Genomic DNA, 22,352 nt, shown 5'->3' on the forward strand with positions numbered 1-22,352 from the left:
TGATCTAGCGCGCGGACTGTTCTTGCCTGGCCCTGCTGAGGGCCTGGTACCAATAGAAGGACTCCTTGGGGGTCCGCGCCTGGGTGTCGAAGTCGACGTGGACCAGGCCGAAGCGCTGGGAGTAGCCGGCCGCCCATTCGAAGTTGTCCATCAGCGTCCACACGTAGTAGCCCAGGAGTTCGACGTCGTCGGCGATGCCGCCGGGGGCCGTCGCGGCGAGTGCGTGGCCCAGATGGTCGGCGAGGTAGCTGATCCGGCCCGCGTCAGCGATCGGCCCGTCCACATGGTCCGGTTCCGGGAAGCTCGCTCCGCTCTCGGTGATGTAGAGCGGTGGGAGGGCCTCGCCGTACCGGTCCTTCATTTCCCGAAGCAGCGGACCCAGGTGGTCCGGCGCAACCGGCCAGCCGAAGCCGGTGGTTTCATACTCCGGGAATGCGGCAAAGTGGAACGGCAGCTTAACCATCGCCTCCGCTGAGCCGACCGGGCTGTCCGCGGGGCCGCGGCCGGTGGCCACCTTCACCGGGTAGTAGTAGTTCACCCCGTAGAAATCCAGCGGCTGGTGGATATTGCGCAGGTCCGCGTCGGAGATCCTGGCGAGGGCACGGAACCAGGGCCTGGCCAGCAGCGGCGGTTTCGGATAGCTCCCCAACAGGATCGGATCGGCGTAGATCCGGTTCAGTGCCAGATCGAAGACCTTCGCCAGCAGCTTGTCCGTGACGGACCCGGTGGCCGGCCGGACGGGGGAGTGCAGGTTGGTGACGCCGACCGCCCCGGTAACGCCCTCGGCCCGCAGGGCCTGGACCGCGAGTCCGTGGGCCAGGAGCTGGTGGTGCACCGACGGCAGGGCGTCGAAGAGCAGGTCGTGGCCGGGCGCATGCACGCCGAGGGCATAGCCGTTGAGGGTGACGGAGGCCGGTTCGTTCAACGTCACCCACTGGGTCACCCGGTCCCCGAACCGGGCGCCGGCGGCGGCGCTGTAGTCGGCGAAGCGTTCCGCCGTCGTCCGGTTCATCCAGCCTCCGCGGTGCTCCAACGGAAGCGGGGTGTCCCAGTGGTACAGCGTGGCCATCGGCGAGATTCCGGCCTCGAGGAGCCGGTCGATCAGCCGGTCGTAGAAGTCGAGGCCCTCGGCGTTGAACGGGCCCGTGCCGTCCGGCTGGATCCGCGGCCAGGAAATCGAGAACCGGTAGGAATCGATGCCCAGCTCGCGCATCAACCGGACGTCCTCGTCCGTACGGTTGTAGTGATCGCAGGCGACGGCGGGGGAGTGCCCGTCCTGGATGCTGCCGGGCTTCTCGGCAAAGGCGTCCCAGCCTGAGGGTCCTCGCCCCCCGGCTGCGAGGGCACCTTCGATTTGGAAGGCGGCGGAGGCCACCCCCAGCATGAAGCCCGGCCGCAGCTTGGCAGCGAGGGCCTGGACGGCGGGGGAATCCTGCACGGTCATGCCCCTATCTTCGTATCGACCGTTGCTGAAGGCAATGACCGGGCGCCGGCAGGACCAAGAGTCGAGAGGAGCGGGGAGCCAGGGGCAGGTCCTGTCGGCGCTGATTCGCTTCTGCCGATTAATTCCGGCATACTAGATGAGTTGTTCAAGCGCTCTTTCGCGTCCCGATCCGGATAATGCCGGGTGCCAGGGTCCAAGTAAGAGCCCAAACATAACCCACTTCCCAAGGAACTGCGGACGAGTACGCGTGCAAAGCGCGACACGCCCGACCGCGGGGGTCGGTTGCGCCGGCAGGTTGAGGAACCCGGATTCATCCGGATTCAGCTTGTGCGGCGGGTGGTAGTTACGACTTCAAATGCTTCGGCAGCCACACAACGAGTAAGTAAACAGGGCAGCCCTAAACAGGGGAAGCACAGACTGAAAGAGAGTCAGGCGACATGGCGGGACAAAAAATCCGCATCCGGCTGAAGTCATATGACCACGAGGTCATTGACGTTTCAGCACGGAAGATCGTTGAGACGGTCACGCGCGCAGGCGCAACTGTAGTTGGCCCCGTGCCGCTGCCGACGGAGAAGAACATCTACTGCGTAATCCGCTCTCCGCACAAGTACAAGGACAGCCGCGAGCACTTTGAAATGCGCACGCACAAGCGTCTTATCGACATCATCGATCCCACGCCCAAGGCTGTTGATTCGCTCATGCGTCTCGACCTGCCGGCCGACGTGAACATCGAAATCAAGCTGTAGGGAGGTGCTGAGAGACTATGACCGCAACCCGTAACGTAAAGGGCCTGCTGGGCACGAAGCTCGGCATGACCCAGGTCTGGGACGAGAACAACAAGCTCATCCCCGTCACTGTGGTCCAGGCTGACTCGAACGTCATCACGCAGCTGCGCAATGCAGAGACTGATGGCTACGTCGCCGTTCAGATCGGCTACGGCCAGATCGACCCCCGCAAGGTCACCAAGCCGCTGGCTGGTCACTTTGAAAAGGCAGGCGTCACGCCTCGCCGCCACGTCGTAGAACTGCGCACTGCAGATGCTGACTCTTACGAGCTGGGCCAGGAGCTCTCCGTAGAGCTCTTCGAAGCCGGCCAGAAGATCGACGTCGTTGGCACCACCAAGGGTAAGGGCTTCGCCGGTGTTATGAAGCGTCACGGCTTCCACGGCGTTGGAGCTTCCCACGGTGCCCACAAGAACCACCGTAAGCCCGGTTCTATCGGTGGAGCATCCACCCCGAGCCGCGTCTTCAAGGGCATGAAAATGGCCGGCCGCATGGGCGCCGTTCGTCACACCACGCTGAACCTCACGGTCCACGCGGTTGACGTCGAGAAGTCGCTGCTCCTGATCAAGGGTGCCGTCCCCGGCGCCCGCGGCCAGGTCGTACTCGTACGCACCGCCGTGAAGGGAGCCTAGTTCAATGACTAGCACTGTCAAGGTTGACCTGCCTGCAGAGATCTTCGACGTACAGACCAACGTGCCGCTGCTGCACCAGGTCGTCGTTGCACAGCTCGCTGCTGCTCGCCAGGGTACCCACAAGACCAAGACCCGCGCCGAAGTTTCCGGCGCCGGTCGCAAGCCGTTCAAGCAGAAGGGCACCGGCCGCGCCCGTCAGGGTTCAATCCGTGCTCCTCACATGACCGGTGGTGGCATCGTCCACGGCCCCACGCCGCGTGACTACAGCCAGCGCACCCCCAAGAAGATGATTGCTGCTGCACTGCGCGGCGCTCTCTCTGACCGCGCCCGTAACGGCCGCATCCACGTCGTTGCTGATCTGGTCGAAGGCACCAAGCCGTCTTCCCGTGACGCACTGGCAACGCTGCGTGGCGTCTCCGAGCGCAAGAACCTGCTCGTTGTCATCGACCGCGCCAACGATGTTGCTGCACTCTCCGTGCGCAACCTCCAGGATGTTCACGTTCTGTACGCAGACCAGCTGAACACCTACGACGTGCTCGTTTCTGACGACGTAGTCTTCACCAAGGCTGCCTACGAAGCATTCGTTGCTGACAAGGCTGCAAAGAACGAGGAGGATGCCAAGTGAGCGCAGCCACCATCAAAGACCCGCGCGACGTCGTGCTTGCACCCGTCGTTTCGGAAAAGAGCTACGGCCTGATCGACGAGGGCAAGTACACCTTCCTGGTGGACCCCCGCTCGAACAAGACCGAGATCAAGCTGGCCGTGGAGAAGATTTTCTCCGTCAAGGTCGAATCGATCAACACCATCAACCGTGCCGGTAAGCGCAAGCGCACCAAATTCGGATGGGGTACCCGCAAGAACACCAAGCGTGCCATTGTGAGCCTCAAAGAAGGCACTATCGACATCTTCGGCGGTCCGCTCTCGTAGCGGAGACCACTTTAACGAGGAAATAAATTATGGGAATCCGTAAGTACAAGCCGACTACCCCGGGCCGTCGTGGCTCGAGCGTAGCGGACTTCACCGAAATCACGCGGTCGACGCCGGAAAAGTCGTTGGTACGTCCCCTCCCGAAAAAGGGTGGCCGTAACAACACCGGTAAGATCACGACCCGTCACAAGGGTGGTGGCCACAAGCGCCAGTACCGTCTGATCGACTTCCGTCGTCACGACAAGGACGGCGTCAACGCCCGCGTTGCCGAAATCGAGTACGATCCGAACCGCACGGCTCGCATCGCCCTCCTGCACTACGTTGATGGCACCAAGCGTTACATCATCGCCCCGAACAAGCTGGCCCAGGGTGACACCGTGGAAGCAGGTGCCGACGCTGACATCAAGCCCGGCAACAACCTGCCGCTGCGCAACATCCCGGTCGGTACCGTAATCCACGCAGTTGAACTGCGCCCGGGTGGCGGCGCCAAGATGGGCCGCTCCGCCGGCGCATCGATCCAGCTCGTTGCAAAGGAAGGCCGTTTCGCCCAGCTGCGTCTGCCTTCCGGCGAAATCCGCAACGTTGACGTGCGCTGCCGCGCAACCGTCGGCGAGGTCGGCAACGCCGAGCAGTCGAACATCAACTGGGGTAAGGCCGGCCGTATGCGCTGGAAGGGCGTCCGCCCGACCGTCCGTGGTGTCGCCATGAACCCGGTCGACCACCCGCACGGTGGTGGCGAGGGTAAGACGTCCGGTGGACGTCACCCCGTCAACCCGAACGGTAAGCGCGAAGGCCGCACCCGCCGTCCCAACAAAGAGAGCGACAAGCTTATTGTTCGTCGCCGTCGTACTGGCAAGAACAAGCGATAGGAGCCTGGACACATGCCACGCAGCCTGAAAAAAGGTCCTTTCGTTGACCAGCACCTCTTTGTGAAGGTAGCCAGGGAAAACGAAAAGGGCACCAAGAACGTCATCAAGACCTGGTCCCGCCGTTCGATGATCGTCCCCGACATGCTCGGCCACACGATCGCCGTGCACGACGGACGCAAGCACATCCCGGTGTTTGTCACTGAGTCGATGGTCGGGCACAAGCTCGGCGAATTCGCTCCCACGCGGACATTCCGCGGCCATGTCAAGGACGACCGTAAGGGCAAGCGCCGCTAGGCGCCTGCACTTACGTCAAAGACGAGAGAAGGAAAGCAATGGAAGCCAAGGCAATTGCGCGTCACATCCGCGTAACGCCTATGAAGGCCCGGCGCGTCGTCAACCTTGTTCGTGGTAAGCAAGCGAACGAGGCTCTGGCAATTCTGAAGTTTGCCCCGCAGGCAGCTTCTGAGCCGGTATTCAAGGTAGTTCAGTCGGCAATCTCCAACGCACGGGTCCTCGCGGACCGCGACGGCGTGGCGTTTGACGAAGGTGACCTCATCATCAGCGAAGCGTTTGTTGATGAAGGCCCGACCATGAAGCGGTTCCAGCCGCGTGCCCAGGGTCGTGCATTTCAGATCAAGAAGCGCACGAGCCACATCACCGTGGTAGTCGCTACCCCGGAGAAAGAGGAGGCTCGCTAAGTGGGACAGAAAGTTAACCCGCACGGGTTCCGACTCGGTATCACCACCGATCACGTATCGCACTGGTTCGCCGACAGCACCAAGGCCGGCCAGCGGTACAAGGACTTCGTTCGCGAGGACATCCGTATCCGCCAGCTCATGTCCACGGGCATGGAGCGCGCCGGCATCGCCAAGGTTGAGATCGAGCGCACCCGCGACCGTGTCCGCGTGGATATCCACACGGCACGTCCGGGTATCGTGATCGGCCGCCGCGGCGCCGAGGCAGACCGCATCCGCGGCGAGCTCGAAAAGCTCACCGGCAAGCAGGTCCAGCTGAACATCCTCGAGGTCAAGAACCCCGAGATGGAAGCCCAGCTTGTTGCCCAGGGCGTTGCAGAGCAGCTGACTTCCCGCGTGGCCTTCCGCCGTGCGATGAAGAAGGCAATGCAGTCCGCGCAGCGCGCTGGTGCCAAGGGCATCCGTATCGCTTGCTCGGGTCGACTGGGTGGCGCAGAAATGTCCCGCTCGGAGTTCTACCGCGAAGGCCGTGTGCCCCTGCACACCCTCCGCGCGAACATCGACTACGGCTTCTACGAGGCCAAGACCACCTTCGGCCGCATCGGCGTGAAGGTCTGGATCTACAAGGGTGACGTCACCGCCAAGGAACTGGCTCAGCAGGCAGCTGCTGCTCCGTCCCGCGGCCGTGGTGCCAGCGATCGTCCGGGCCGCCCGGGTGGCGCTGACCGTGGTGACCGCCGTCGTCGTAACGACCGCCCGGCCGAGGCTGCACCCGCTGCTGCCGACGCTCCGGTTGTCGAAGCAGCTGCACCGGCAGTAGAAGGAGGACAGGCTTAAATGCTTATCCCGCGTCGAGTAAAGCACCGTAAGCAGCACCACCCGGGTCGTTCCGGCGCTGCCACGGGCGGCACCGAGGTCTCGTTCGGTGAGTGGGGTATCCAGGCTCTGAGCCCGGCCTACGTCACGAACCGTCAGATCGAATCTGCCCGTATCGCGATGACCCGCCACATCAAGCGTGGCGGAAAGGTCTGGATCAACATCTACCCGGACCGTCCGCTGACGAAGAAGCCGGCCGAAACCCGCATGGGTTCCGGTAAGGGTTCTCCGGAATGGTGGGTCTCAAACGTCAAGCCGGGCCGGGTTCTCTTCGAACTCTCCGGTGTCAGTGAAGAGGTAGCTCGCGAGGCCCTGCGCCTGGCAATCCACAAGCTGCCGTTGAAGGCACGCATTGTGCGTCGCGAAGGTGGTGAGTAGAAATGGCAGTAGGATCCAAGGAACTTGCATCCGCACAGCTGGACGGTTTCGACAACGAGCGTCTCGTTGAAGAACTCCACAAGGCCAAGGAAGAGCTGTTCAACCTGCGTTTCCAGTCCGCCACCGGACAGCTGGAGAACCACGGTCGTCTGCGCGCGGTAAAGAAGGACATCGCACGCATCTACACCGTTCTCCGTGAGCGCGAGCTGGGCATTCGTGCCGAGGTTGCCGCACCGGTTGTGGAAGCCAAGGAAGAAAAGAAGTCCAAGAAGGCTGCAACCAAGAAGGCTGACAAGGCTGAAACGGTTGAGACCGAGGAGGACGCCAAGTGAGTGAAAAGGACGAGAACGTGACGGAAACTGTTTCCGACGCAGCCAAGGCTGACGAGCGCGGTTACCGTAAGACGAAGCGCGGCTATGTCGTCTCGGACAAGATGGAAAAGACCATCGTTGTCCAGGTCGAAGACCGCGTGAAGCACGCCCTCTACGGCAAGGTTATGCGCCGCAACACGAAGATCAAGGCTCACGACGAAGAGAACTCCGCCGGCATCGGCGACCTCGTTCTCCTCGCCGAGACCCGCCCGCTGTCCGCTACCAAGCGGTGGCGCCTGGTGGAGATCCTCGAGAAGGCCAAGTAACACCTGCAGCTTCCCCGCCCGGGAATCTGCGCCGAAACCCCCGTTCCCTTCTGGGAGCGGGGGTTTCCTCGTTCCCGGCGGGGGCCTGTGGCGTCGCCGGCATCTCACGCCGCGCAGAGTTTCAGCGGGTGTCCGACGCCGGCCGGCTCAGTTCGCGGGGGAGGGGGCGGAAGGCGGGCCAAGAGACTGCCGTGAGCGACGACGTCGGCCGCTGAGGGCCGGCCGCACCCCGCCCGCGCCCACTAAGTGTCCCTTCGCGCGTCGTGGGCAGGGGGCTGGCAGCTGTGATATGGGGATGCGCCGGAAACGTGCTAAGATTTTGAGTTTGTATGGCGCCTTTCGTGCGTCATCATCAACCTCGTAAACAATCGTGCCACGGCATAGTGCCCCCTCGCGCCTCGCGCTCCCGGGAAGCAACTGTTTTTGGCACGGGCGTTTAGGCCTGGTCTGGCAAAATCCAGGCAGGTCAAGAGACACCCCGATCAACCGTTCCGCAAGGCTCATTCCGTAGGAAGATTTTCGGTCTGAGAACCGGCGCGACGCAAGGAGTAAATAGTGATTCAGCAGGAGTCGCGACTCAAGGTCGCCGACAACACGGGTGCTAAGGAAATCCTTACCATTCGCGTTCTCGGTGGATCTGGCCGTCGCTACGCAGGCATTGGCGACGTGATCGTCGCTACCGTCAAGGACGCAATTCCGGGCGGCAACGTAAAGAAGGGCGACGTCGTCAAGGCTGTCATCGTCCGTACCAAGAAGGAACGCCGCCGTGCGGATGGTTCCTACATCAAGTTTGACGAGAACGCAGCTGTGATCCTGAAGAACGACGGTGACCCCCGCGGTACCCGTATCTTCGGACCGGTTGGTCGTGAACTTCGCGACAAGAAGTTCATGAAGATCGTTTCTCTGGCTCCGGAGGTGCTCTAGTCCATGGCTAAGATCAAAAAGGGTGACCTGGTTCAGGTCATCACTGGCGCCAAGGCTGAGCGCGGCGGCGACCGTGGCAAGCAGGGCAAGGTTCTGCGCGTATTCCCGGAGACCAACCGCGTGTTGGTTGAAGGCATTAACCGCGTAACCAAGCACACCAAGGTCGGTCAGTCGCAGCGCGGCACCAAGACCGGTGGCATCGAGGTCGTTGAGGCTTCAATCCACATCTCCAACGTGGCTCTGGTTGACCCCTCCACCAAGAAGCCCACCCGCGTCGGTTTCCGCACCGAGACCGTTGAGCGCGATGGCGTGAAGCGTGAAGTGCGTGTCCGCGTGGCCAAGAGCTCAGGGAAGGACATCTAATGACTGAGACTCTCGAGACTCCGGCAAGCAAGATCGTTCCTCGTCTGAAGACCAAGTACGCGGATTCCATCAAGAGCTCGCTCGTTGAGGAATTCAAGTACGAGAACGTCAACCAGGTTCCCCGTCTGGTGAAGGTCGTTGTGAACATGGGTGTTGGAGATGCCGCTAAGGACTCCAAGCTGATCGACGGCGCTGTCCGCGATCTGACCCTGATCACCGGCCAGAAGCCGCAGGTAACCAAGGCCCGCAAGTCGATCGCACAGTTCAAGCTGCGCGAAGGCATGCCGATCGGTGCGCACGCAACTCTGCGTGGCGACCGCATGTGGGAATTCCTGGACCGTCTGGTCACGCTGGCACTGCCGCGTATCCGCGACTTCCGGGGCCTCAGCGGCAAGCAGTTCGACGGCAACGGCAACTACACCTTCGGTCTGACCGAGCAGGTTATGTTCCACGAGATCGACCAGGATTCCATTGACCGCGTTCGCGGCATGGACATCACCGTCGTGACCACTGCCAAGACCGACGACGAAGGCCGCGCGCTACTCAAGGCGCTTGGCTTCCCGTTCAAGACCGAAGATTAATCTAGCTACGTAAAAGGTCCGGCTGCCTGGCTTTGTTTCCAGGACAGCGGAAACCGTTATGAGGAAGGGCAAGAGCCCACATGACTATGACAGATCCTGTCGCAGATATGCTTACGCGTCTGCGCAATGCAAACTCGGCATACCACGATTCCGTGTCTATGCCTTACAGCAAGCTCAAGGCACGCGTTGCTGACATCCTGAAGGCAGAAGGCTTCATCGCCTCCTGGAAGGAAGAAGACGCGGAGGTTGGCAAGAAGCTGACCCTCGAGCTCAAGTTCGGTCCGAATCGCGAGCGTTCCATCGCTGGCGTTCGTCGTATTTCCAAGCCGGGACTGCGCGTTTACGCAAAGTCCACCAACCTGCCGCACGTGCTGGGTGGCCTGGGTATCGCAATCCTGTCCACCTCTTCCGGCCTCCTGACTGACAAGCAGGCCGGCAAGAAGGGCGTGGGCGGCGAAGTCCTCGCTTACGTCTGGTAACGGGAAAGGAAGAGAATAATGTCACGTATTGGACGTCTCCCCATCACCGTTCCTGCCGGCGTTGAGGTCAAGGTTGACGGCTCTGTCGTCAGCGTCAAGGGTTCCAAGGGCGAGCTGAGCCACACTGTGGCCAGCCCGATCGAGGTCACCCTGGAAGATGGCACCCTGACTGTCGCCCGCCCGAACGACGAGCGCGCCTCCCGTTCGCTGCACGGCCTGACCCGCACCCTGATCGCCAACATGATCCAGGGCGTTACCGCAGGCTACGAGAAGAAGCTTGAGATTGTCGGTACCGGTTACCGCGTCCAGGCCAAGGGTTCTGACCTTGAGTTCGCTCTGGGCTACAGCCACCCGGTCAACGTCTCGGCTCCGAACGGCATCACCTTTGCAGTTGAGACCCCGACCAAGCTCTCTGTTTCAGGTATCTCCAAGCAGCAGGTCGGCGAGGTTGCTGCCAACATTCGCAAGCTGCGGAAGCCGGACCCCTATAAGGGCAAGGGCATCCGCTACGCCGGCGAAGTCATCCGCCGCAAGGTCGGAAAGGCTGGTAAGTAACCATGGCCATCGCAATTAACAAGAAGCGTACGAACAAGAGCAAGTCTGCCCAGCGCAGCCGCCGCCAGCTTCGTATCCGCAAGCGCATCTCCGGTACGGCTGTACGTCCGCGTCTGGTCGTCAACCGTTCCGCACGCCACGTATTCGTCCAGGTTGTCGATGACACCAAGGGCCTGACCGTAGCGAGCGCGTCCACTCTGGAAGCCGACCTTCGTGCATTCGACGGTGACAAGACCGCCAAGGCCAAGCGCGTTGGCGAGCTCGTCGCCGAGCGCGCCAAGGCTGCCGGTATCGAAGCTGTTGTCTTCGACCGCGGTGGTAACAAGTACCACGGCCGGATCGCCGCCGTCGCTGACGGCGCACGTGAAGGTGGGCTGGCACTGTGACCGAAAATAACGAAAAGGACATTCAGGTGACTGAAGCTGTAGCTGCTCCGGCAACTGAGACCGCTGCGTCTGCTACCACTGACGACCGCCGTGGTGGCGCCCGTCGTGGCGAGCGTGGCGACCGCGGCCAGGGCCGTGGCGACCGTGGTGGCCGTGGTGGCCGCGACGGCGGCCGCGAAGCCGAGAAGAGCCAGTTCGTAGAGCGCGTCGTAACCATCAACCGCGTTTCCAAGGTCGTCAAGGGTGGTCGTCGCTTCAGCTTCACCGCCCTCGTCGTCGTCGGTGACGGCAACGGTATGGTCGGCGTCGGCTACGGCAAGGCTAAGGAAGTTCCCGCCGCCATCGCGAAGGGCGTTGAAGAGGCCAAGAAGTCCTTCTTCCGCGTTCCCCGCATCGGCAGCACCATCCCGCACCGCGTGCAGGGCGAAGCCGCTGCAGGCGTTGTCATGCTGCGTCCGGCTTCCGCCGGTACCGGTGTTATCGCCGGCGGTCCGGTCCGTGCAGTACTGGAGTGCGTGGGCATCCACGACATCCTCTCCAAGTCGCTCGGTTCCTCCAACGCCATCAACATCGTTCACGCGACCGTTGATGCGCTGAAGCGCCTCGAAGAGCCGGCAGCAGTGGCAGCACGCCGCGGCCTCCCGCTCGACGAGGTCGCTCCGCCGGCAATGGTGAAGGCGCTCCTGAACCAGAAGGCAGGTGTCTGAGTCATGGCTAAGAACCTGATTCCCTCCGACGCTCAGTTGGAGATCACTCAGATCAAGTCCGCCATTGGCGGCAAGCAGAACCAGCGCGACACCCTTCGCTCCCTCGGCCTGAAGCGGATCGGACACACCGTTGTCCGCACCGCCGACGCCGTGACCGTCGGGATGCTCAACACGGTTCCGCACCTGGTAAAGGTAGAGGAGGCGAAGTAAATGGCAGAGAAGAACACCGCCGAGAAGGCACAGGGCGCCGCTGCTGAGAAGCAGAACGCACTGAAGGTTCACCACCTGCGTCCCGCCCCGGGTGCCAAGACCGCCAAGACCCGCGTTGGTCGTGGTGAAGGTTCCAAGGGTAAGACCGCTGGTCGCGGTACCAAGGGTACGAAGGCCCGCTACCAGATCAAGGCTGGCTTTGCCGGCGGCCAGCTGCCGCTGCACATGCGCCTGCCGAAGCTGCGCGGCTTCAAGAACCCGTTCCGGGTTGAGTACCAGGTTGTAAACCTGGACAAGCTCAACGAGCTGTTCCCGGAAGGTGGCGCAGTCACCGTGGAGAACCTGGTCGAAAAGGGTGCCGTTCGCAAGAACCAGCCCGTCAAGGTGCTGGGCACCGGCGACATCACCGTCAAGGTTGACGTCACCGTCCACGCATTCTCGGCCAGCGCCGCAGAAAAGATTGCCGCAGCAGGCGGAAGCACCACCGCCCTCTAAAGAGGCGGCGGGGCAGTTGCCCGTTGTTCAAACTCCCGGCACCATGGGGCTCAGGCCCCCGGTGCCGGGAGTTTTTTCTGTTTCCCGGCCATGCCGATTGTTCGCCGGGCGCATCCACCCGTTAGACTCGGTTGTTGGGTTTATTTGACCTATCTCACACGACTTTACTTATTACTCAGGAGGACGCTTGCTTAGCGCATTTGGCCGGGCCTTTCGCACGCCTGATCTGCGACGCAAGTTGTTGTTCACGCTGGGAATCATCACAATCTTCCGCTTGGGTGCCTTCATCCCCTCGCCTGGTGTGAACTACCAGAATGTCCAGCAATGCTTGCAGAACGGTCAGACCTCGGGCGGGATCTACCAGCTCGTCAACCTGTTCAGCGGCGGTGCATTGCTGCAGGTCTCAATTTTCGCGCTCGGGATCATGCCGTACATCACGGCAAGCATCATCGTCCAGCTGCTCCGCGTGGTCATTCCCCGGTTCCAGCAGCTCTACGAAGAGGGCGCCTCGGGCCAGTCCAAGCTGACCCAGTACACCCGGTACCTGACGATCGCCCTGGGCCTCCTGAACGCCACGACGCTGGTGTCGCTGGCGCGCTCCGGCCAACTGCTGCCGAACTGCCAGCTGCCGATCATTCCGGACGCGAGCATCATCACCACGATCCTGATCATCATCACGCTGACGGCCGGCACCGGCCTGATCATGTGGATGGGCGAGCTCGTCACCGAGAAGGGTGTGGGCAACGGCATGTCGCTGCTCATCTTCACCTCGATCGCTGCCGGCTTCCCGACGTCCCTCGGCGCCATCTGGAAGGCGCAGGGCCCGGGCACCTTCTTTATGGTCCTCGTCATCGGCCTGCTGACCGTGGCCCTGGTCGTCTTCGTTGAGCAGTCCCAGCGCCGGATCCCGGTGCAGTACGCCAAGCGCATGATCGGCCGCCGCACCGTGGGCGGAACCAGCACCTACATCCCCATCAAGGTGAACATGGCCGGCGTCGTGCCCGTCATCTTCGCGTCCTCGATGCTGTACCTGCCGGGCCTGATCTCCCAGTTCAACCGGCCTGCGCCGGGCGAGCCCGTCGCGCCGTGGGTTGAGTGGATCAACAACAACCTCACCCGCGGTGACCACCCCATCTACATGGCCCTGTACTTCGCCATGATTGTGTTCTTCACTTACTTCTATGTTGCGATCACTTTCAACCCTGAGGAAGTTTCTGACAACATGAAGAAGTACGGCGGCTTCATTCCGGGTATCCGTGCCGGCAAGCCGACCGCGGATTACCTGCAGTATGTGCTTTCCAGGATCACCCTGCCCGGCGCGATCTACCTGGGCTTTGTGGCCCTGATCCCGCTGATTGCCTTGGTCCTGATCAACGCCAACCAGAACTTCCCGTTCGGCGGCACCTCGATCCTGATCATGGTGGGCGTAGGTTTGGAGACCGTCAAGCAGATTGATGCTCAGCTACAGCAGCGTCACTACGAAGGGCTTTTGCGATGACGAGAATGTTGATTATCGGACCTCCCGGTTCCGGCAAGGGAACGCAGGCGGAACGCATTTCGGAGCGACTCGGCGTCGTTGCGATCTCCACCGGCGACATCTTCCGTGCCAACGTCAAGGGTGAGACGCCGCTCGGCATCGAAGCCAAGAAGTACATGGACGCGGGCGACTTCGTCCCGGACAGCGTGACCAACAAGATGGTCCGGGACCGCCTCACGGAGGACGACGTCGAAGCCGGCTTCCTGCTGGACGGCTACCCGCGCACCACCGCGCAGGTGGACTACCTCGACGCGATCCTCGCCGACGCCGACCAGAAGCTCGACGTCGTCCTGCAGCTCACGGCCGACGACGAGGAACTCGTCAAGCGCCTCCTGGGCCGCGCCAAGGACACCGGCCGCAGCGACGACAACGAAGCCGTGATCCGCCACCGCCTGGACCTCTACCACGGCCAGACGGAAGCCGTGGTGGCCAAGTATGCCGACCGCGGCATCCTCACCCAGGTCGACGGCATCGGCGGCATCGACGAGGTCACCGACCGCGTCATGCAGGCCATCAAAGCGGCGCAGTCCGCCTGATCCGGCCCGTGACTATTGAGGCTCCTCCCGCAGTGCCGGGAGGAGCCTCAGCCATTTGTCCGCACACCCCCTGCAGGGCGGCTGCGGCACCACCGAAAGGACGCTGAGCATGGCATTCGGCCAGACCCGCATTGAATACAAGACCAACGCCCAGATGCGGACCATGCACGAGGCCGGGCTGGTGCTGAGCCGCGCGCTCGACGCCGCCGTGGCGGCAGCCGTCCCCGGAGTGACCACCCGCGACCTCGACGCCGTCTTTGCCGGCGTGCTCCAGGACGCCGGAGCGAAGTCCAACTTCCTCGGCTACCACGGCTTCCCGGCCACCATCTGCACCTCGGTCAACGAGGAAGTAGTGCACGGCATCCCCGGCGACCGTGTCCTGCAGGACGGGGACATCATCTCGATCGACGGCGGCGCCATCGTGGACGGCTGGCACTCCGACTCGGCCCGTACCGTGATCGTCGGGACGGCGGACCCCGAAGACCAGCGGCTCTCCGACGTCACCGAGGCGGCCATGTGGCACGGCATCGCGGCGCTGGCCACCGGCAAGTTCGTCGGCGACATCGGCAACGCTGTGGACGACTATGTTTCCTCCGTGCCCGGGAAGCCGCTGGGCATCCTGGAGGACTACGTGGGCCACGGGATCGGCTCCGAGATGCACATGGCCCCGGACGTGCTGAACTACCGTACGGGCCACCGCGGCCCCAAGATCCGGCCCGGACTGTGTCTGGCGATCGAACCCATGCTGGTCCGCGGCAGCATCGAAACCGCCACCCTCGACGACGACTGGACCGTGGTCACCACCGACGGGAAGCGCTCCTGCCAGTGGGAGCACTCCGTGGCGGTGCACGAGAAGGGCATCTGGGTGCTTTCGGCGCCCGACGGCGGAGCCGCGAAACTGGCGCCGCTCGGCGTCGTCCCCGTCCCGATTCCCTAAGCGTTTCTTTCGCGGCTCCCTAGCGATGCGCTTGGCGGCTTGTGATACGACGAATCCCTGGCGGCGCTGGTATTCCAGCGTCGCCAGGGATTCGTCGTATCCTCAGGCAGTGAGCGCAGCGTCAGCTCTTGAGCTTCGGCTTCACGTCCTTCGTGTAGATGCCCTCGAGGGTGGTCTTGAGCTCGGTCATGGTGGCCTTGACGTCGCCCTGCTGGGTGAGGATCTTCGCGGCGGCTTTGGCCATTTCCTGGTCCGCGCCCGGCAGGAACACCCGGGCGTTGTCCTGGACGTGGGTAACCGCGAGCTGGTCGATGGCCGTCTTGATCTGAGGCGTCTTGGCGAGCACCGCGGTCATGTCGGCGGACGTCCGGGTCGGCATGTAGCCGGTCGCGGCGGAGAACGCGGCGGTGTTCTCCGGCTCGGTCATGAACTTCAGGAATGTCGCGGCAGCGAGCTGGACTTCCTTGCTGACACCGCTGGGGATGCCGAGCCCGGCGCCGCCGGTGGGGCAGACACCGCTTTCCTTCTTCGGGCCGCCCGGGAGGAAGCCGACGCCCACGTTGAACTTGGCGGAGCTCAGCACGCCCAGCAGGGAGCCGGTGGAGGCAATCGTGGCGGAGGTGATGCCGGCCGCGAAGTCGTCCGCGGCCTCCTTGGAGGAGACACCCGCCCACTTGTCCTTGTAGATCGAATCCTGGGCCCACTGGAGCGCTTCCACCGACTCGGCGGAATCACAGTTGATGGTCCATTCGTTGGACCAGCTGCCGCCCCAGCCCCAGAGGTTGTTCTGCAGGGTCCAGCCGGCGTATCCGGCCAGTGCGGGATAGATGTAGGCGTACTGGGCGCCGGAGCTGGCCTTCAGTTTCGGGGCCCACTCGGCGAACTCCTGCCAGGTCTTGGGCGCCCGGTCCGGCAAGCCGGCGGCCTTGAAGTGGTCCTTGTTGTAGTAGAACAGCGGGGTGGAGCGGCCGTAGGGGAGGGCCCACTGCTTGTCGGCGTACTGGTAGTCGGCGACGAGTGACTTCTGGAAGTCATCAACCTTGATGTCCAACTGCTTGATCAGGTTGTCGAGCGGGATGATGTTGCCGTTGGTGTAGTACCGGAACCACCAGACGTCCGAGAGCACCACAAGGCCGGGCAGGGCCGACTTCGCTGCCTGGGAGGTCTGGAACTTCTGCGCGATTTCCTCGTAATTGGCGCCGGCGGTGATCAGGTTGACCTTGATGTCCGGGAACTTGGCCTGGAACTTCTCGATGATCGCCTTTTCCACGTCCTGGGACTTGCCCGGGTGGTTGGTCCAGAAATCGATCGACGAGGCCGGCTTCACGCCGCTGAAGTCGATGTCCGCCGCGCCGGAGGCCCCGGTGCCGCCTCCCGTGGACGGGCCGCCGCAGGCCGCCAGGGCCGCGGCCCCTGCGCCCGCGCCGGCCAGGCCAAGGAAGTGTCTGCGGCCAAGATTCGTTGCCATGGTGGATCCTCTCAAAAGTGTTGACTTGTTGTGATGGTGGGGTGCATTCGGAGGCGGCGTCACCCGGTGACGCTGCCCTGGGTGAGGCCGGCCACGATGTAGCGTTGCAGCGCCGCAAAGACCAGCAGGATCGGAACAATCACCAGGACCGCGCCGGCCATCAGGATGCCCCAGCCGGAGCCGTTGCCTTCAGAGTTCTGCAACAGGGTCAGGCCCACGGGCAGCGTCATGGTTTCCGGCCGGTCGGTGATGATGAGCGGCCAGATGTAGTCGTTCCATTCGCTCACGACGGTGACCAGGGCGACGGTGGCGATTGACGGGCCGGAGACCGGGACGACGACCTGCCACAGCCGGCGCCAGTGCCCCGCACCGTCGATCTCGGCAGCTTCCAGGATGGAGCCGGGCAGCGTCATGAAGTGCTGGCGGAGCAGGAAGGTGCCGAAGGCGGTGCCCAGCCCGGGCAGGATGATGCCCCAGAGGGTGTTCTTGCCACCCAGGCCCGCGATCAGGATGTAGTTGGGCAGGATGGACACCTGCGGCGGCACCATCAGCGCGACCAGGATGAGGATGAAGATGACGTTCTTGAACGGAAAGCGGACAAAGACCAGGGCGTAGGCCGTCAGGATGGCCAGGATCACCTTCACAGTGGCGCCCACCGTGGTGACGATCAGGCTGTTCAGGAAGAACCTGGCGAAGGGCACCGTCGTCATCGCTACGTGGTAGTTGTCCAGGTTCACGCTTTCCGGCAGGATCATCAGGTCCGTCGTGACGATCTCGCCCGGCTGCTTGAAGGAGCTCAGCACCATCCAGAGCAGCGGCAGCACCACCACGAGGGTGGCGAGGATGAGCGGGACGTAGCCGGCGGCGATTGTCTGGACCAGGTTTGCGCGGGAAAACGGTCGCTGCCGTTGCGGTGGAACCTCGGGGCCGGCGGCGGGTCCGGCGTTGGCAGCGGGATCGGGGTTCACGGGAGAGAGTGTGCTCACGAGTAGTGCACCTTCCGTTCTACGAACCGCACCTGCAGCACGGTGATGATCAGGAGGATGGCGAAGAGCACCACGGAAATGGACGCCGAGTAGCCGGCCCGGTTGAAGGCCCCGAAGGCCTGCAGGTACGCCTCGTAGATCAGGGTGGACGTCCCGTTGCCGAGCGGGGTCATGATCCGGATCAGGTCGAAAGCCTGCAGCGAACTGAGCATCGTGGTGATCAGCAGGAAGAACGTGGTGGGGGAGAGCAGCGGGACCGACATGCTGACGAAGCGGCGGAACCCGTTGGCGCCGTCCAGCGACGCCGCTTCCATGACGTCCTGGGGCAGCGACTGGAGGCCGGCGAGGTAGACGACGGCGCAGTAGCCGAGGTTCTTCCAGATGTAGACCGTGATCACCATGACCAGGGAGAGCTGCGGATCGTTGATCCATTGCGGGCTCTGCTGGCCGATCCCGCGCAGCAGCCAGGACAGCACCCCGTAGCCGGGGTCGAAGATGAACAGCCAGACCAGTCCGACGCCGACCCCGCTGAGCACGTAGGGGGCGAAAACGGCGGACCGGGCGAAGGTGGTGCCGCGGACCTTGGAGTTCAAGGCGAGGGCCACCAGCAGTCCGAGGACCATGGACCCGCCGACCGTTATGACGGTGAAGATGGCCGTGGTGCCCAGCACCTTGGGGGCGTCAGCGCTGGTGAAGAAGTTGATGTAGTTGTCGAAGCCGACGACCGTGGCGGAGGCGGAGCCCAGCGTCCAGTCCAGCGTGGAGTAGTAGATGTTGTTGATGAGCGGGAGGTAGGTGAACACCGCTATCAGTGCCAGGTTCGGCAGGGCCAGCGCCAGGAACACGATGAAGTCCCTGCGCGTCCGGGCAGACCAGCGTCCCCGGCGCTGGTCCCGCGTGACGGTCCCGGCGGTAGCCACGGGACTGTCCGTCAATTGTCTAGTCATAGGGCGTCTCTAACGGATCCGGGCCTGCCGAGGGCAGGCAGTTGGGCGGGGGATCAAGAACACTTCACCACACGCTGGGTGGGCGGAACCCCGCACAAGGCCTCGTCAGAGCTTTGTTATGTCAGGCTTCCTTGCCCTTTTACCTATTGTTGGTTGCAGTATTCCACAACGTTCGTTTGCGGGCGGGGAGATCGCGGCGCCTGGTTTCCCGGCGGCGGGGCGCACAATGGAGCCATGACGGCGATTACGGATGTGCCCGGAATCCGCGTGGGCCATGCCGCCCGGACCGGGGAGGGCTGGCAGAGCGGTGTCACGGTGGTCCTGCCGCCCCCGGGGACGGCAGGCTCGGTGGACGTCAGGGGCGGCGGTCCCGGTACGCACGAGACCGACGCGCTCGACCCCACCACGCTGAGCACCGCCGTCGACGCCGTGGTCCTGACCGGGGGCAGCGCCTTCGGGCTGGCGGCTGCCCACGGCGCCCAGCGCTGGTGTGAGGAGCAGGGGAGGGGCTTCCCCGTGCCCGGCGGCGTGGTGCCGATTGTCCCCGCGGCGGCCATCTTCGACCTGGGCCGCGGCGGCGACTTCGCCGCCCGCCCGGACGAGGCCATGGGCTATGCCGCCGCCGCCGATGCCGCCGCACACCAGGAGGGGCACGACGTCGAACGAGGCAACGTGGGAGCCGGCACCGGCGCAGCTATCGGCCGGGGCCAATTCAAGGGCGGAGTAGGCACGGCCTCGATCACCCTGGAAAACGGCGTCGTCGTCGGGGCGCTTGCTGTAGTCAACGCGCTGGGACTCCCATTTGTGGTGCCTACGGGAAATCCCGAACCCTCCGCGCGCTCGGTCGTTCCTCCCTTAGACGCGCGCTTCCGGGTTCCCGATTCCACGTCGGCGAATGCCGCGCCGCCCCTCAACACAACCCTCGTCGTCGTCGCGACCAACGCCGTATTGGACAAGGCCGAGTGCAAGCGGACAGCATCGGCAGCCCACGCCGGCCTCGCCCGGGCGCTGAATCCAAGCCATACGCTGGCCGACGGCGACACGGTGTTCGCGCTCTCCACTGGCGCCGTCGCGCTGGACCGCAGTACCGACGCCGCACGGCAGTTGAGCCTGATAAACCTGCAGAGCGCGGCAGCCGACGTCGTCCGGCTGGCCATCCTGGACGGGATCGCCGCGGCGGCGGAGGTGGAGACCCCGGCGGGGCGCTTTCGTGCATACGGGGACGGAGTGCGCTAGCATGGCTGGATTTAACATTCGGCCCGCAATGCCGTAGTGTTGACTGTTGGTTGTCTGCCCTGTTGTGCCCTTTTGTGGCCTGGTGGCAGCAGGCAAGCTAGCAAAACAAGCAATTAAAATCGTCCGCAGTGATCGTCGGTGCAAGCCGGAGGGGCTGTGGCAACAACAGTTAGCGGAGGGTATGGCCAAGAAGGACGGGGTCATTGAGATCGAGGGCGTTGTGACCGAGGCGCTGCCTAACGCGATGTTTCGCGTTGAGCTCACCAACAAGCACATCGTTCTGGCACACATCTCTGGAAAGATGCGCCAGCACTACATCAGGATTCTCCCTGAGGACCGGGTAGTGGTGGAGCTGAGCCCGTACGACCTGACACGTGGTCGTATCGTCTACCGCTACAAGTAAACACTGGCCGGCCAGGGCATTAGCCAAAGGCCGGTCCAGCTGACCAACTGCAACACGCAAAGGAACGCCATGAAGGTCAAGCCGAGCGTCAAGCAGATCTGCGAAAAGTGCAAAGTGATCCGCCGTAATGGCCGGGTCATGGTGATCTGCGAGAACCCGCGCCACAAGCAGCGCCAGGGCTAATTTCCTTCACCGGAAACCCTGGGTTGCTAACCCACGCAAGTAAATAAAAAGGCAGCACAAGCTGATCTGGGACACTGAGCAATAACGAGTCCGGACAGCTAACCCCCGGTCGGAGGCTGGGGCCGTACGGACTGTACGGGTGTACTGCCTACGACCTCCGGTTTATTCAAGGAGCACTGCCACTATGGCTCGTCTCGCTGGCGTAGACATTCCCCGCGAAAAGCGGTTGGAAATTGCGCTTACTTACATCTACGGCGTGGGCAAGACCCGTGCACACGAAACCCTGGCTGCCACCGGCATCAGCGCGGACGTTCGGGTCAAGGACCTGTCCGACGCCGAGCTCGTCCAGCTGCGTGATTACATTGAAGGCAACTACAAGGTTGAGGGTGACCTTCGCCGCGAAGTAGCAGCAGATATCCGCCGCAAGGTTGAAATCGGCAGCTACGAAGGTATTCGCCACCGTAAGGGCCTGCCAGTGCGCGGACAGCGTACGAAGACGAACGCGCGCACCCGCAAGGGCCCGAAGCGCACCGTCGCAGGCAAGAAGAAGACCCGCTAAATCCCTCGGGATTAGCTCGTCTTCCCCCCGATAACTTTCTGTAGGAGAAATAATGCCCCCGAAGACTCGTGGCGCGGTTCGCAAGCCGCGTAAGAAGGACAAGAAGAATATCGCGCTGGGCCAGGCGCACATCAAGAGCACCTTTAACAACACCATCGTTTCCATCACGGATCCGAACGGTGCTGTCATCTCCTGGGCTTCGTCCGGTGAGGTTGGCTTCAAGGGCTCACGTAAGTCCACCCCGTTCGCAGCCCAGATGGCCGCCGAAGCCGCCGCAAAGCGCGCTCAGGAGCACGGCATGCGCAAGGTTGACGTATTCGTCAAGGGACCGGGATCCGGACGCGAGACCGCAATCCGTTCACTGCAGGCCGCTGGCCTCGAGGTTGGATCCATCCAGGATGTAACCCCCAGCGCGCACAACGGCTGCCGCCCGCCGAAGCGCCGCCGCGTCTAAGTCTTAGCCGGAGCTTGCCCGGACCCTCGCCGGTCCGGGCAAGCCCAGCCGCGTTAAGTCTTCAGACCGATCTTTCCACCACCTGTGTTGCGTCATATAGCGGATGCTCGCCGAAAGGAAACCTAAGTGCTCATTGCACAGCGCCCCACCCTCTCCGAAGAGGTCGTCTCCGATAACCGCTCCCGTTTCATCATTGAACCGCTGGAGCCGGGCTTCGGTTACACCCTCGGAAACTCCCTCCGCCGTACCCTGCTCTCCTCCATCCCCGGTGCCTCTGTAACGAGCATCCGGATCGATGGCGTGCTGCACGAGTTCACCACGGTTCCGGGTGTCAAGGAAGATGTCACCGAGATCATCCTGAACATCAAGAACCTGTCGGTCTCCTCCGAGCACGACGAGCCGGTTGTTGCTTACCTGCGCAAGCAGGGCCCGGGAGTCGTCACCGCCGCGGACATCGCTCCTCCGGCCGGCGTCGAATTCCACAACCCGGATCTGCACATTGCCACGCTGAACTCGAAGGGCAAGTTCGAACTCGAACTGACCATCGAGCGCGGCCGCGGCTACGTTTCGGCAGCTCAGAACAAGTCCGGCGACTCCGAGATCGGCCGCATCCCGGTCGACTCGATCTACTCGCCGGTCCTGAAGGTTACTTTCCGCGTGGAAGCTACCCGTGTTGAGCAGCGCACTGACTTCGACAAGCTGATTGTCGACGTTGAGACCAAGCAGGCCATCGCCCCGCGCGATGCGGTTGCTTCGGCCGGTACCACCCTGGTGGAACTGTTCGGTCTGGCCCGCGAGCTGAACACCGCAGCTGAAGGTATCGAGATTGGCCCGTCGCCGACGGATGCTGCCCTGGCAGCAGACATGGCTCTGCCGATCGAGGATCTGGACCTCACCGTCCGTTCCTACAACTGCCTCAAGCGTGAGGGCATCCACACCGTGGGTGAACTCGTTGCCCGCTCCGAGGCTGACCTGATGGACATCCGTAACTTCGGTGCGAAGTCCATTGATGAGGTCAAGGCGAAGCTCGTTGAACTGGGTCTGTCCCTCAAGGACTCCCCTCCCGGTTTCGACCTCGCAGCCCGCGCCGCAGCCATCGAAGAGGACGACGCCGCTTTCAGCGACGACGAGCTCTAAAACAGATCTTGGCCAGCAGGCTGGACGCA

33 protein-coding genes are annotated in these 22,352 nt (G+C 63.1%); 29 read left to right on the forward strand and 4 right to left on the reverse strand.

Features of this window, described 5'->3' with window-relative positions:
- Positions 1 to 4 precede the first annotated feature (4 nt).
- A complete protein-coding gene (locus AC1DGE_RS11215) occupies positions 5 to 1,444 on the reverse strand; it encodes a GH1 family beta-glucosidase (RefSeq protein WP_476917472.1) in 1,440 nt (479 codons plus the stop codon).
- 437 nt (positions 1,445 to 1,881) lie between these two features.
- Here AC1DGE_RS11215 and rpsJ point away from each other — a divergent pair, with 437 nt between their 5' ends.
- The 23 genes from rpsJ (at position 1,882) to map (ending at position 14,950) form a co-directional block, all read left to right on the forward strand.
- Complete coding sequence (gene rpsJ, locus AC1DGE_RS11220) at positions 1,882 to 2,190, forward strand: 30S ribosomal protein S10 (RefSeq protein WP_038464699.1); 309 nt, start codon at positions 1,882 to 1,884, stop codon at positions 2,188 to 2,190.
- Between the two features lie 17 nt (positions 2,191 to 2,207).
- Entirely contained in the window at positions 2,208 to 2,858 is a 651-nt protein-coding gene (rplC, locus tag AC1DGE_RS11225; RefSeq protein ID WP_003803812.1) for a 50S ribosomal protein L3, read from the forward strand.
- Positions 2,859 to 2,862: 4 nt separating this feature from the next.
- A complete protein-coding gene (rplD, locus tag AC1DGE_RS11230; protein ID WP_441417035.1) occupies positions 2,863 to 3,483 on the forward strand; it encodes a 50S ribosomal protein L4 in 621 nt (206 codons plus the stop codon).
- A complete protein-coding gene (rplW, locus tag AC1DGE_RS11235; protein ID WP_018773664.1) occupies positions 3,480 to 3,785 on the forward strand; it encodes a 50S ribosomal protein L23 in 306 nt (101 codons plus the stop codon). Before rplD ends, rplW begins: the two co-directional genes overlap by 4 nt.
- A gap of 29 nt (positions 3,786 to 3,814) precedes the next feature.
- Positions 3,815 to 4,654 (forward strand): 50S ribosomal protein L2, encoded by an 840-nt coding sequence (gene rplB / locus AC1DGE_RS11240; RefSeq protein ID WP_024366131.1) that lies wholly within the window; start codon positions 3,815 to 3,817, stop codon positions 4,652 to 4,654.
- 12 nt (positions 4,655 to 4,666) lie between these two features.
- Positions 4,667 to 4,948, forward strand: coding sequence for a 30S ribosomal protein S19 (gene rpsS / locus AC1DGE_RS11245; protein ID WP_018773666.1), 282 nt, complete (start codon positions 4,667 to 4,669; stop codon positions 4,946 to 4,948).
- Positions 4,949 to 4,986: 38 nt separating this feature from the next.
- Positions 4,987 to 5,352, forward strand: coding sequence for a 50S ribosomal protein L22 (gene rplV / locus AC1DGE_RS11250; protein ID WP_003803798.1), 366 nt, complete (start codon positions 4,987 to 4,989; stop codon positions 5,350 to 5,352).
- Positions 5,353 to 6,186: a 30S ribosomal protein S3 gene (gene rpsC / locus AC1DGE_RS11255; protein WP_476917473.1), complete on the forward strand. Its 834-nt coding sequence runs from the start codon at positions 5,353 to 5,355 to the stop codon at positions 6,184 to 6,186.
- Positions 6,187 to 6,603, forward strand: coding sequence for a 50S ribosomal protein L16 (rplP, locus tag AC1DGE_RS11260; RefSeq protein WP_138768571.1), 417 nt, complete (start codon positions 6,187 to 6,189; stop codon positions 6,601 to 6,603).
- A 2-nt stretch (positions 6,604 to 6,605) separates the two neighbouring features.
- A complete protein-coding gene (gene rpmC, locus AC1DGE_RS11265) occupies positions 6,606 to 6,935 on the forward strand; it encodes a 50S ribosomal protein L29 (protein WP_476917474.1) in 330 nt (109 codons plus the stop codon).
- Positions 6,932 to 7,240, forward strand: coding sequence for a 30S ribosomal protein S17 (gene rpsQ / locus AC1DGE_RS11270; protein WP_056737811.1), 309 nt, complete (start codon positions 6,932 to 6,934; stop codon positions 7,238 to 7,240). The genes rpmC and rpsQ overlap by 4 nt, the downstream gene beginning before the upstream one ends.
- A 555-nt stretch (positions 7,241 to 7,795) precedes the next feature.
- Complete coding sequence (rplN, locus tag AC1DGE_RS11275; RefSeq protein ID WP_003803789.1) at positions 7,796 to 8,164, forward strand: 50S ribosomal protein L14; 369 nt, start codon at positions 7,796 to 7,798, stop codon at positions 8,162 to 8,164.
- 3 nt (positions 8,165 to 8,167) lie between these two features.
- A complete protein-coding gene (rplX, locus tag AC1DGE_RS11280; protein WP_066436866.1) occupies positions 8,168 to 8,527 on the forward strand; it encodes a 50S ribosomal protein L24 in 360 nt (119 codons plus the stop codon).
- Positions 8,527 to 9,108 (forward strand): 50S ribosomal protein L5, encoded by a 582-nt coding sequence (gene rplE, locus AC1DGE_RS11285; RefSeq protein WP_056425240.1) that lies wholly within the window; start codon positions 8,527 to 8,529, stop codon positions 9,106 to 9,108. The genes rplX and rplE overlap by 1 nt, the downstream gene beginning before the upstream one ends.
- A gap of 80 nt (positions 9,109 to 9,188) precedes the next feature.
- Positions 9,189 to 9,587, forward strand: a complete 399-nt coding sequence (gene rpsH / locus AC1DGE_RS11290; RefSeq protein ID WP_056737814.1) for a 30S ribosomal protein S8 — start codon at positions 9,189 to 9,191, stop codon at positions 9,585 to 9,587.
- 18 nt (positions 9,588 to 9,605) lie between these two features.
- Complete coding sequence (gene rplF, locus AC1DGE_RS11295; RefSeq protein ID WP_028269576.1) at positions 9,606 to 10,142, forward strand: 50S ribosomal protein L6; 537 nt, start codon at positions 9,606 to 9,608, stop codon at positions 10,140 to 10,142.
- Between the two features lie 2 nt (positions 10,143 to 10,144).
- The gene (rplR, locus tag AC1DGE_RS11300) at positions 10,145 to 10,528 is read left to right on the forward strand and encodes a 50S ribosomal protein L18 (RefSeq protein ID WP_018773674.1); all 384 of its coding nucleotides are present in this window, start codon (positions 10,145 to 10,147) and stop codon (positions 10,526 to 10,528) included.
- A gap of 26 nt (positions 10,529 to 10,554) precedes the next feature.
- Entirely contained in the window at positions 10,555 to 11,235 is a 681-nt protein-coding gene (gene rpsE, locus AC1DGE_RS11305) for a 30S ribosomal protein S5 (RefSeq protein WP_476917475.1), read from the forward strand.
- A 3-nt stretch (positions 11,236 to 11,238) separates the two neighbouring features.
- A complete protein-coding gene (rpmD, locus tag AC1DGE_RS11310; protein ID WP_056626615.1) occupies positions 11,239 to 11,445 on the forward strand; it encodes a 50S ribosomal protein L30 in 207 nt (68 codons plus the stop codon).
- On the forward strand, positions 11,446 to 11,940 hold the full coding sequence (rplO, locus tag AC1DGE_RS11315) for a 50S ribosomal protein L15 (RefSeq protein WP_011692793.1): 495 nt from the start codon (positions 11,446 to 11,448) through the stop codon (positions 11,938 to 11,940).
- A gap of 187 nt (positions 11,941 to 12,127) precedes the next feature.
- On the forward strand, positions 12,128 to 13,438 hold the full coding sequence (gene secY / locus AC1DGE_RS11320) for a preprotein translocase subunit SecY (protein ID WP_175321179.1): 1,311 nt from the start codon (positions 12,128 to 12,130) through the stop codon (positions 13,436 to 13,438).
- Between the two features lie 5 nt (positions 13,439 to 13,443).
- Positions 13,444 to 14,013, forward strand: coding sequence for an adenylate kinase (locus AC1DGE_RS11325; protein ID WP_441417836.1), 570 nt, complete (start codon positions 13,444 to 13,446; stop codon positions 14,011 to 14,013).
- 109 nt (positions 14,014 to 14,122) lie between these two features.
- A complete protein-coding gene (map, locus tag AC1DGE_RS11330; protein ID WP_441417038.1) occupies positions 14,123 to 14,950 on the forward strand; it encodes a type I methionyl aminopeptidase in 828 nt (275 codons plus the stop codon).
- A gap of 121 nt (positions 14,951 to 15,071) precedes the next feature.
- Here the strand turns inward: map and AC1DGE_RS11335 are convergent, their stop codons facing one another.
- The 3 genes from AC1DGE_RS11335 to AC1DGE_RS11345 are packed head-to-tail and all read right to left on the reverse strand — an operon-like array spanning position 15,072 to position 18,351.
- On the reverse strand, positions 15,072 to 16,418 hold the full coding sequence (locus AC1DGE_RS11335; protein WP_441417039.1) for an ABC transporter substrate-binding protein: 1,347 nt from the start codon (positions 16,416 to 16,418) through the stop codon (positions 15,072 to 15,074).
- A 59-nt stretch (positions 16,419 to 16,477) separates the two neighbouring features.
- The gene (locus AC1DGE_RS11340) at positions 16,478 to 17,404 is read right to left on the reverse strand and encodes a carbohydrate ABC transporter permease (protein WP_441417040.1); all 927 of its coding nucleotides are present in this window, start codon (positions 17,402 to 17,404) and stop codon (positions 16,478 to 16,480) included.
- Entirely contained in the window at positions 17,401 to 18,351 is a 951-nt protein-coding gene (locus AC1DGE_RS11345; protein ID WP_441417041.1) for a carbohydrate ABC transporter permease, read from the reverse strand. Before AC1DGE_RS11345 ends, AC1DGE_RS11340 begins: the two co-directional genes overlap by 4 nt.
- Before the next feature lie 234 nt (positions 18,352 to 18,585).
- On the opposite strand from AC1DGE_RS11345, the gene AC1DGE_RS11350 reads away from it, so the two are divergent.
- The 6 genes from AC1DGE_RS11350 to AC1DGE_RS11375 all read left to right on the forward strand — a co-directional run bounded on the left by AC1DGE_RS11350 (position 18,586) and on the right by AC1DGE_RS11375 (position 22,323).
- A complete protein-coding gene (locus tag AC1DGE_RS11350) occupies positions 18,586 to 19,587 on the forward strand; it encodes a P1 family peptidase (RefSeq protein WP_441417042.1) in 1,002 nt (333 codons plus the stop codon).
- A 181-nt stretch (positions 19,588 to 19,768) separates the two neighbouring features.
- The gene (infA, locus tag AC1DGE_RS11355) at positions 19,769 to 19,990 is read left to right on the forward strand and encodes a translation initiation factor IF-1 (RefSeq protein WP_009358723.1); all 222 of its coding nucleotides are present in this window, start codon (positions 19,769 to 19,771) and stop codon (positions 19,988 to 19,990) included.
- Positions 19,991 to 20,059: 69 nt separating this feature from the next.
- The gene (gene rpmJ, locus AC1DGE_RS11360) at positions 20,060 to 20,173 is read left to right on the forward strand and encodes a 50S ribosomal protein L36 (protein WP_009358722.1); all 114 of its coding nucleotides are present in this window, start codon (positions 20,060 to 20,062) and stop codon (positions 20,171 to 20,173) included.
- Positions 20,174 to 20,357: 184 nt separating this feature from the next.
- On the forward strand, positions 20,358 to 20,732 hold the full coding sequence (gene rpsM, locus AC1DGE_RS11365; protein ID WP_024366110.1) for a 30S ribosomal protein S13: 375 nt from the start codon (positions 20,358 to 20,360) through the stop codon (positions 20,730 to 20,732).
- Positions 20,733 to 20,784: 52 nt separating this feature from the next.
- Positions 20,785 to 21,186, forward strand: a complete 402-nt coding sequence (gene rpsK / locus AC1DGE_RS11370) for a 30S ribosomal protein S11 (protein ID WP_018773682.1) — start codon at positions 20,785 to 20,787, stop codon at positions 21,184 to 21,186.
- Positions 21,187 to 21,312: 126 nt separating this feature from the next.
- Positions 21,313 to 22,323 carry a DNA-directed RNA polymerase subunit alpha gene (locus AC1DGE_RS11375; protein WP_024366109.1) on the forward strand — a complete coding sequence of 337 codons (1,011 nt, stop codon included), beginning with the start codon at positions 21,313 to 21,315 and terminating at the stop codon, positions 22,321 to 22,323.
- Positions 22,324 to 22,352: the final 29 nt, after the last annotated feature.

The sequence above is a fragment of the Arthrobacter sp. 05N425 genome (genome assembly GCF_056397125.1).

Coding starts and splice junctions, on each gene's coding strand:
- AC1DGE_RS11325 (WP_441417836.1), top strand. CDS start 13,444: ATGTTGATTATCGGACCTCCCGGTTCCGGCAAGGGAACGCAGGCGGAA.
- map (WP_441417038.1), top strand. CDS start 14,123: ATGGCATTCGGCCAGACCCGCATTGAATACAAGACCAACGCCCAGATG.
- rpsS (WP_018773666.1), top strand. CDS start 4,667: ATGCCACGCAGCCTGAAAAAAGGTCCTTTCGTTGACCAGCACCTCTTT.
- rpsH (WP_056737814.1), top strand. CDS start 9,189: ATGACTATGACAGATCCTGTCGCAGATATGCTTACGCGTCTGCGCAAT.
- rplO (WP_011692793.1), top strand. CDS start 11,446: ATGGCAGAGAAGAACACCGCCGAGAAGGCACAGGGCGCCGCTGCTGAG.
- AC1DGE_RS11345 (WP_441417041.1), bottom strand. CDS start 18,351: ATGACTAGACAATTGACGGACAGTCCCGTGGCTACCGCCGGGACCGTC.
- rplR (WP_018773674.1), top strand. CDS start 10,145: ATGGCCATCGCAATTAACAAGAAGCGTACGAACAAGAGCAAGTCTGCC.
- rplE (WP_056425240.1), top strand. CDS start 8,527: ATGACTGAGACTCTCGAGACTCCGGCAAGCAAGATCGTTCCTCGTCTG.
- rplB (WP_024366131.1), top strand. CDS start 3,815: ATGGGAATCCGTAAGTACAAGCCGACTACCCCGGGCCGTCGTGGCTCG.
- rplF (WP_028269576.1), top strand. CDS start 9,606: ATGTCACGTATTGGACGTCTCCCCATCACCGTTCCTGCCGGCGTTGAG.
- rplP (WP_138768571.1), top strand. CDS start 6,187: ATGCTTATCCCGCGTCGAGTAAAGCACCGTAAGCAGCACCACCCGGGT.
- rplX (WP_066436866.1), top strand. CDS start 8,168: ATGGCTAAGATCAAAAAGGGTGACCTGGTTCAGGTCATCACTGGCGCC.
- rpsJ (WP_038464699.1), top strand. CDS start 1,882: ATGGCGGGACAAAAAATCCGCATCCGGCTGAAGTCATATGACCACGAG.
- rpsK (WP_018773682.1), top strand. CDS start 20,785: ATGCCCCCGAAGACTCGTGGCGCGGTTCGCAAGCCGCGTAAGAAGGAC.
- infA (WP_009358723.1), top strand. CDS start 19,769: ATGGCCAAGAAGGACGGGGTCATTGAGATCGAGGGCGTTGTGACCGAG.
- rplC (WP_003803812.1), top strand. CDS start 2,208: ATGACCGCAACCCGTAACGTAAAGGGCCTGCTGGGCACGAAGCTCGGC.
- rplD (WP_441417035.1), top strand. CDS start 2,863: ATGACTAGCACTGTCAAGGTTGACCTGCCTGCAGAGATCTTCGACGTA.
- rplV (WP_003803798.1), top strand. CDS start 4,987: ATGGAAGCCAAGGCAATTGCGCGTCACATCCGCGTAACGCCTATGAAG.
- AC1DGE_RS11335 (WP_441417039.1), bottom strand. CDS start 16,418: ATGGCAACGAATCTTGGCCGCAGACACTTCCTTGGCCTGGCCGGCGCG.
- rpmJ (WP_009358722.1), top strand. CDS start 20,060: ATGAAGGTCAAGCCGAGCGTCAAGCAGATCTGCGAAAAGTGCAAAGTG.
- rpsM (WP_024366110.1), top strand. CDS start 20,358: ATGGCTCGTCTCGCTGGCGTAGACATTCCCCGCGAAAAGCGGTTGGAA.
- AC1DGE_RS11215 (WP_476917472.1), bottom strand. CDS start 1,444: ATGACCGTGCAGGATTCCCCCGCCGTCCAGGCCCTCGCTGCCAAGCTG.
- rpmD (WP_056626615.1), top strand. CDS start 11,239: ATGGCTAAGAACCTGATTCCCTCCGACGCTCAGTTGGAGATCACTCAG.
- rpmC (WP_476917474.1), top strand. CDS start 6,606: ATGGCAGTAGGATCCAAGGAACTTGCATCCGCACAGCTGGACGGTTTC.
- AC1DGE_RS11350 (WP_441417042.1), top strand. CDS start 18,586: ATGACGGCGATTACGGATGTGCCCGGAATCCGCGTGGGCCATGCCGCC.